Origin of the sequence: Lutibacter sp. HS1-25 (assembly GCF_004121075.1) — a bacterium.
Taxonomy (GTDB): domain Bacteria; phylum Bacteroidota; class Bacteroidia; order Flavobacteriales; family Flavobacteriaceae; genus Lutibacter.
This window is the reverse complement of the sequence record NZ_RHLN01000026.1, coordinates 20249-27199: the sequence shown is the minus strand read 5'-3', so window position 1 is coordinate 27199 and position 6951 is coordinate 20249. Positions and strand designations below refer to the sequence as shown.

Below are 6951 nucleotides of genomic sequence, written 5' to 3'. Positions count from 1 at the left end.
TCCAATGGGTCAAACTATGAAAAAAATAGGTGAGCGAAAGAGAAAAACCAAATCAGGTTATGCACAAACTAGTAGTATATATAGCGCACAAAACTGTCAAGATTGTCAATTGCGAGGCGCTTGTTTTAAGGCAAAAGGAAATAGAATTGTAGAGCGGAATCACAAACTAGAGGCATACAAGGAAAAAGCAAGAAGGAATTTGCTTAGCGAAATAGGTGAACTAAAACGCAAACAGCGTACTGCCGATGTAGAACCTGTTTTTGCACACATAAAATCCAATCGAAATTTTAAACGATTTACCCATAAAGGAATAGAAAAAGCTGAATTAGAGTTCGGATTACACGCATTAGCGCATAATATAAGAAAGAAATGCGCCTAATAAATGGCAACTTCTTGCCAAAAATTAAAACCTCCTAAAATTATCGGTAGAAATTAAAAATAAAAAAAACCGCCCCAATTTAATTTTGAGACGGCTTCTTTTTTATGATTTACTATTTAGGTGCTAATAATTCAAACGGATAACAAGGAATATTTCGTGATATCCAAAAAACAAGGATAAAAATTAATACAATCCATCCAGTTTTAGCGTGATTTAAATAGTTGAAATAATTTTTTTTGAAATATGTATTTAAAACCGTAATTGTAATGTGATAAATCAAAATAAAAATACAAACAACAAACAATATATTTTGCGCAATAACCCCTTTAAAATTGAAATTTAATAACTGATGTGTCGCTCGCTGACTTCCACAACCAGGGCAATACAAACCCGTTGTAAAATAAAACGGGCATTTGGGTAAAAAGTCTACCTCGCTTGGGTTTATAAAAATGTAAATTAAAACTAAAGCTATCGCTAAAATAACAAAACCAACGTATTTAAAATTCATTAAATAATCCTTGATTAATGCCTAAAAAAAACATTGCTGCATAAAAAGCAAATAAAAGTAACATAAATACCAGTCCAATTCCAAAGCCCCAGTAAATCCATTTTTTTGCATCTTTAGATGCTTGAAGAGCACCGTTATAATCACCAGCATTGTATCTAGAGTTTACTTGGCTCGCAAATACAATACCAACAATTCCAAGAGGCTGACAACAACACATGGTTACTAAAATAGATTCGACAAGGTAATTTTTGGGTCTGATTTGTTCCATAGGTCAATTTTTTAAGAGAGTTTTTAAATGAATTTTAAAAATACTAAAAAATTACAAATAAACTAAGATGTTTTGGTCTTGTTTATAGTGTTTTTAAATGTTTAAAAACAGTAGTGCATAGCTGTAATTATTATAAAGTCTAAAAATTTAAGGATGTAATTATTTTTAATTTTTAATCTTTATATATCACACTGTAATTTTCTATTTTTGTAAAAAAATGAAACAATTTATAGTTTATTTATTTTTAGTTGAATTAGTGTAAGTATTAATATTTTTTATTTTAATGTAAAGCAATGTTGGAGAAAAAATTTAATGTAGGTGATGAGGTTGCCGTTTTAGACGACGTAATAAAAGGGAAGGTTATTGCTGTTTTGGCAAACAAAATTGTAATAGAAAGTACAGATGGTTTTCCTTTTGAATTTGCTCCAAAAGAATTGGTTGTTATAAAAGAAAATCAGTTTGAAATGTCAAAATATAGTGATATTTCTAACGAATTATTATTACAGAAAACCAAAGAGATTCCTAAAAAAAAGAAAGGTATCAAGTTTAAAAGCGATGTAAAAGAGGAAAAATTACCTCCAATGGAAGTAGATTTACACATCCATCAGTTAATTCCTTCAACAAAAGGGATGGATAATTATGATATTCTATCAACGCAATTAGAACACGCTAAACATAAATTAGAATTTGCCATTAAAAATCGCATTCCTAAAATTGTTTTTATCCACGGTGTTGGAGAAGGTGTTTTAAAAAGCGAATTGGATTTTATGTTAAATAATTACAACGTAGACTATTACGAAGCATCTTACAAAAAATATGGCTTTGGAGCCACTGAAGTTTATATTTATCAGAATCCTAAAAATTAAAGGTCTTCTAAATCAATTTCAAAAGAACCAAACGGAAAACTTTCATAAAAAATACGTCCGTCACTGTCCTTAAATAATAAATCTGAAAATGAGATGTCATAACTATAACCTGTTAAAACATTGTCTTTATCTTTTACTTCAGATGTAGTAATATTAATAGTTGCACTTATAGCATCTAATTCTGAAATTACGCTAGGTGTTATTGGTGGAATTGTTTGACAAAAATAATTATTGTCAATTGCACTTTTAAAAAGACGATATACGGCTTTTCGGCTTGAATTTACGGGGTAAGAAACTGTGCCAATATCAGTTCCCAACTCGTTATTAGTTAAAGTTATAACCAAAGTTTCGGTTTTGCTGTTGTTGGTTACATAAAGCACATAATTATCGCAGCTGTATATGGTGTTATTAAATTGAAAATTAGGTATGTCAAAATCACCATCATTGCATGAAATGAATGAAATTGCGATAAAAAGTGTAAGAATTTTTTTCATAATTGCATAATATGTCGCAAAAATAATTGTTTTAAGCTTTACATCATTAATTGAAACCAACTATTTTAATTACTTTTGTTTTTGATGAAAAAAATATATTTAGACAACGCGGCTACAACACCTATTCTTACTGAGGTTATTGAGGAAATTACTGTTGCTATGAGTACAACTTTTGGCAATCCATCATCTACACATCAAGAGGGAAGAAAAGCAAAATCGATTGTTGAAACGGTGCGTAAAAATATTGCTAAAAGATTAAATGCTTCTGCAAGTGAAATTATTTTTACTGCAGGAGGAACCGAAGCAGACAATTTAATTTTACGAAATGCGGTTGTAAATTTAGGTGTAAAGACCATTATTTCATCAAAAATAGAACATCACGCAGTTTTGCATACCATTAATAACTTAATTAAAGAATTTGACATTAATGTAGCTTGGGTTGATTTAGATAAAAATGGAGACATTGATTATGCTCATTTGGAATCTTTGTTGAAAAAAGATGATGCTAAAAAATTAGTGAGTTTAATGTATGTTAACAATGAGATTGGAAATTTATTAAATATTGAAAAAGTAGGTGAACTATGTGTTTTAAATAATGCGTTGTTTCATTCTGATGCTGTTCAGGCAGTTGGACATTTTGAAATAGATGTTAAAAAAACGCCTATTGACTTTTTTGTAGCGAGTGCACATAAATTTCACGGTCCAAAAGGTGTTGGTTTTGCTTATGTGAAAAAAGGTTTTGGAATTTACCCTATTTTACACGGAGGTGAACAGGAAAAGGGGGCAAGAGCCGGCACAGAAAATGTGCATAGTATTTTAGGTATGGATAAAGCGCTCCAAATTGCTTGTCAAAATCTGCAAAACGATACAATTTATATCCAAGACTTAAAACGTTATTTTATACAAGAATTGAAAGTTAATTTCAATGAAATTCATTTCAATGGTTTTTCTGAAAGTGAAACAAAAAGCAGTTATGCTATTTTAAATGTTCGTTTTCCTAAAGAGTATGCAATGTTGCTTTTTAACCTAGATTTAAAGGGGATTTCAGCTTCAGGAGGCAGTGCTTGTCAAAGTGGAAGTAACAAAGGTTCTCACGTTTTAAATACCATTTTAGACGAAAATGAGGCCAAAAAAACATCGGTACGTTTTTCGTTTTCAAAATTCAACACCAAAGAAGATATTGATATGGTGATAGAAGTGCTAAAAGGCTTGATTGTTTAATAATTCTTTTTTGCAGGAAATTAATTGGCTCCCATACGTTTTCTTTTTCCGTATTCCTGAAGGATTCTTCTATTAAAATCACGTTCCGCTTTTTCAAGTTTAATAACTTTTTTAGCAGGAAGTATTTTTAATAATTCATGGGTCATTTTTGTTTTGTTTTTTGAAATATCTTCTTCCATCTGAAGCATTTGATTTACCAAAACCAATGCTTTTTCTTCGCTTAGGTCATCAATTCCACCTGAATAATTCATAATATTACGCATTTCAAATTCCAATTTTTGTTTTGAAGTTTTAATCTTATTGTTGTATAAATTGTAAACTGGCCAAAATTTTTCAGCTTCTGTAGGTGTTAAACTTAAAGCATCTGTAATGTAAGATGTTTTAAGTAATGTAATATTTTCACGCCCCATTTGCTGTGCATTTGTTGTTATAAATGTGAACACCAACAACAAAGTAAAAAACAATGATTTTTTCATTTGTAAAAAGTTAATTTTCATAAATAATAGTTTCAATATCTTCATCGGTTAAATAATCGTACACTTCATTTTCAGTAAGTGATGTTGTTAAAATGGTTGTTGGAAATTCAATATCTGAAAAAGCGTTGGCTAAATTTTCAGGTTCAATATCTACCATTCCGTTGTTTATAAATGCTTCTATTTCAGTAATTTCTAATGAAGCAAAAGTTACAGGTTCTTTTTTTGTTGTATTTAAAATAAAAACAAGTAAAAGTGAAGCAGCAATAGCTATGGAGGCTGCATAAGTTGTGATTTTTTTTATTGAAATAACTTTTTTATCGGCTTTTAATTTTGCAAAAACACGATCTTCAACAGTGTTAAAATAAGCTGCAGGAATTTTGGTATTGTTATTTTTTTGCGCAATTTCTGCTTTTAATTTGGCAAGTGTAATTTCTTCAACTGTATCAAAATAATGAGCAGGTGTTTTAAATGCATTAGATTCTTTTGGTTGAATTTCTTGTAAATTTAATATTGAAATTACATTTTCTTCAACGGTATTAAAGTAATTTTTAGGCACTGTAAATCCTTTTTCTTTTGAAGAAATCTGACTTAAAAGTGGTGCGATTGTATGTAACTTTTCTTTTTTCATTGTTAACCATTAGACTTCTTTTAAGTCGGAAGGTTTAATTTAATATAATTTTCAATTTTTTTCACAGCGTGAAAATAGGACGCTTTTAATGCGCCAACCGATGTTTCTAATATTTCGGCCATTTCATCGTATTTCATTTCATCAAAATATTTCATATTAAAAACCAATTGTTGTTTTTGTGGTAATGAAATAATGGCTTTTTGGAGCAATAGCTGAATGTTATCTCCTGAATAATTTTCGTCATTTTCTAAAGTTTCAGCCATAGCATATTGCAACTCGCTAATGTCAACATTTAGTTTTTGCGCTTTTTTATTGATAAAAGTAATGGATTCATTGGTTGCAATTCGATACATCCAAGAGTACAATTTACTCTCTTCATTAAAATTGTGAATGTTTTTAAAAACTTTGATAAATGTATTTTGAAGTACATCATCAGCATCATCATGACTCAACACAATTTTCCTAATGTGCCAATACAATCTTTTTTTGTATAGCCCCATGAGGTTTCTAAAAGCAAGCTCTTGAGTGCTTTTATCTTTAAGTTGTGCAACTAATAATTTTTCGTCTGTCAATACAGTAAGTTTGTAATTAGACGAATATAACTAGAAAAGGTTTAATTATAAAGTGAAATTATTTTTTTTGAGCAAATTTTCGTCTCGAATATCCAAATAAACGTTCGTCTTTAATAATTTCAGCAATACCACTTGGCAGCATTTCTTCCCAACCGTGTTGACCATTGGCAATCATATCTAAAATGGTATTTGAAAAAACATTTAAAATCTCAGGATCGTAATTTGTAATATCAACTACTTTACCATTGTATTTAAAGAATTTGTAAAGTTCTTGCATACGAGGGTGTACTCTTAAATTTTCACTTGTTACAATTTCGCCTGTTTTATTATTTTTGAAAGGATATAAGTACACTTTTAAATCTTTGAAAAATAATTTACCAAAAGCTTCCAAAATTCCACCACTTAAGTTTCTGTAATATTTTTCGTCAAAAATTTGAATAAAACTTGCAACACCCATAGCCAAACCTATACGTGCTTTTGTAAACTCTGAAAAATACTCGACCAGTTTGTAATATTCCTGAAAATTGGTAATCATTACATTTTGCCCTAAAGAAGACAATAATTCGGCCCTGTCTAAAAAGTCTCTTTCATCAATTTGACCTTTAGAACTTAAGTTTGTTAAAGTAATTTCGAAAATAATTTTTGTATTTTCTTTTTGGACTTTGTTTTCGTTCAAAAATAACTCTTCGGCCAATTTGTACATATCCATATTTACTTTGGTAACAGGTCTAAAACTACCTCTTAAAGCTAAAATATTGGCTTTGTATAATTGTTGTGCAGGTAAAAGATTGTTACCATCTGATCCAAACATAACTGCGTTTGTCATTCCGTTTTTTACCAACTGTAAACTCATTAACCTGTTGTCTACATAAGAAAATCGTGGGCCTGAGAAATTAATCATATCAATTTCAAGCTGAATTTCGTGTAAGTTGTCGTATAATGATTTTAATAATTCCTTTGGTTTGTCATTCAAATAATAAGCACCATAAATTAAATTTACGCCCAACACCCCTAAAGTTTCTTGTTGTAATTTAGCGTCGGTTTCTTTGAATCTAACGTGTAAAATAATTTCGTTAAAAGGCTCTAAAGGATCTAATTGAAATTTGATACCAACCCAACCGTGGCCTTTAAATTTTTTGGCAAAATCTATCGTGGTAACTGTATTGGCATAAGAAAAGAACATTTTTCCAGGATGATTTTTTCTGGTTAAACGGTCTTCAATTAATTCTTTTTCATAAGTAAGCATTTGCTTTAAACGCTCTTCAGTAACATAACGACCATCTTCTTCAACACCATAAACGGCATCAGAAAATTCTTTATCATATGCACTCATTGCTTTTGCAACGGTTCCTGAAGCGCCTCCAGCTCTAAAAAAATGACGTACAGTTTCCTGTCCAGCTCCAATTTCAGCAAAAGTACCGTAGATATACTTGTTTAAGTTAATTTTTAAAGCTTTTGCCTTACTTGGAAGGATTTCGCTAATTTCAGTATCACCTTTTAGTTTTAGAACCATTTTTTTTTAATTTTTTTAGTGATGCA

Annotated in this window: 10 protein-coding genes; 3 read left to right on the top strand and 7 right to left on the bottom strand. The window is 30.0% G+C overall.

What is annotated here, in order from left to right; translation table 11 throughout:
- A partial coding sequence (locus EC396_RS10235; protein WP_205757937.1) for a transposase occupies positions 1–379 on the top strand: 379 nt, incomplete at its 5' end.
- A 112-nt stretch (positions 380–491) separates the two neighbouring features.
- Here the strand turns inward: EC396_RS10235 and EC396_RS18280 are convergent.
- Positions 492–887 (bottom strand): DUF2752 domain-containing protein, encoded by a 396-nt coding sequence (locus tag EC396_RS18280; RefSeq protein ID WP_129366608.1) that lies wholly within the window; start codon positions 885–887, stop codon positions 492–494.
- Positions 877–1155 (bottom strand): CD225/dispanin family protein, encoded by a 279-nt coding sequence (locus EC396_RS10225; RefSeq protein ID WP_129366607.1) that lies wholly within the window; start codon positions 1153–1155, stop codon positions 877–879. Before EC396_RS10225 ends, EC396_RS18280 begins: the two co-directional genes overlap by 11 nt.
- 293 nt (positions 1156–1448) lie before the next feature.
- On the opposite strand from EC396_RS10225, the gene EC396_RS10220 reads away from it, so the two are divergent.
- A complete protein-coding gene (locus tag EC396_RS10220) occupies positions 1449–2021 on the top strand; it encodes a Smr/MutS family protein (RefSeq protein ID WP_129366606.1) in 573 nt (190 codons plus the stop codon).
- Here EC396_RS10220 and EC396_RS10215 read toward each other — a convergent pair.
- Positions 2018–2515 carry a hypothetical protein gene (locus EC396_RS10215; RefSeq protein WP_129366605.1) on the bottom strand — a complete coding sequence of 166 codons (498 nt, stop codon included), beginning with the start codon at positions 2513–2515 and terminating at the stop codon, positions 2018–2020. The two genes, EC396_RS10220 and EC396_RS10215, sit on opposite strands and share 4 nt — an antisense overlap.
- 84 nt (positions 2516–2599) lie before the next feature.
- On the opposite strand from EC396_RS10215, the gene EC396_RS10210 reads away from it, so the two are divergent.
- Complete coding sequence (locus EC396_RS10210) at positions 2600–3736, top strand: cysteine desulfurase family protein (RefSeq protein ID WP_129366604.1); 1137 nt, start codon at positions 2600–2602, stop codon at positions 3734–3736.
- 20 nt (positions 3737–3756) lie between these two features.
- On the opposite strand, the gene EC396_RS10205 is transcribed toward EC396_RS10210, so the two are convergent.
- The 4 genes from EC396_RS10205 to EC396_RS10190 are packed head-to-tail and all read right to left on the bottom strand — an operon-like array spanning position 3757 to position 6925.
- Positions 3757–4212 carry a sensor of ECF-type sigma factor gene (locus tag EC396_RS10205; protein WP_129366603.1) on the bottom strand — a complete coding sequence of 152 codons (456 nt, stop codon included), beginning with the start codon at positions 4210–4212 and terminating at the stop codon, positions 3757–3759.
- A gap of 10 nt (positions 4213–4222) precedes the next feature.
- Positions 4223–4840 carry a hypothetical protein gene (locus EC396_RS10200; RefSeq protein WP_129366602.1) on the bottom strand — a complete coding sequence of 206 codons (618 nt, stop codon included), beginning with the start codon at positions 4838–4840 and terminating at the stop codon, positions 4223–4225.
- A gap of 20 nt (positions 4841–4860) precedes the next feature.
- A complete protein-coding gene (locus tag EC396_RS10195) occupies positions 4861–5412 on the bottom strand; it encodes an RNA polymerase sigma factor (protein WP_240665682.1) in 552 nt (183 codons plus the stop codon).
- 58 nt (positions 5413–5470) lie between these two features.
- Positions 5471–6925, bottom strand: coding sequence for a TonB-dependent receptor (locus EC396_RS10190; protein ID WP_129366601.1), 1455 nt, complete (start codon positions 6923–6925; stop codon positions 5471–5473).
- Between the last annotated feature and the right edge of the window lie 26 nt (positions 6926–6951).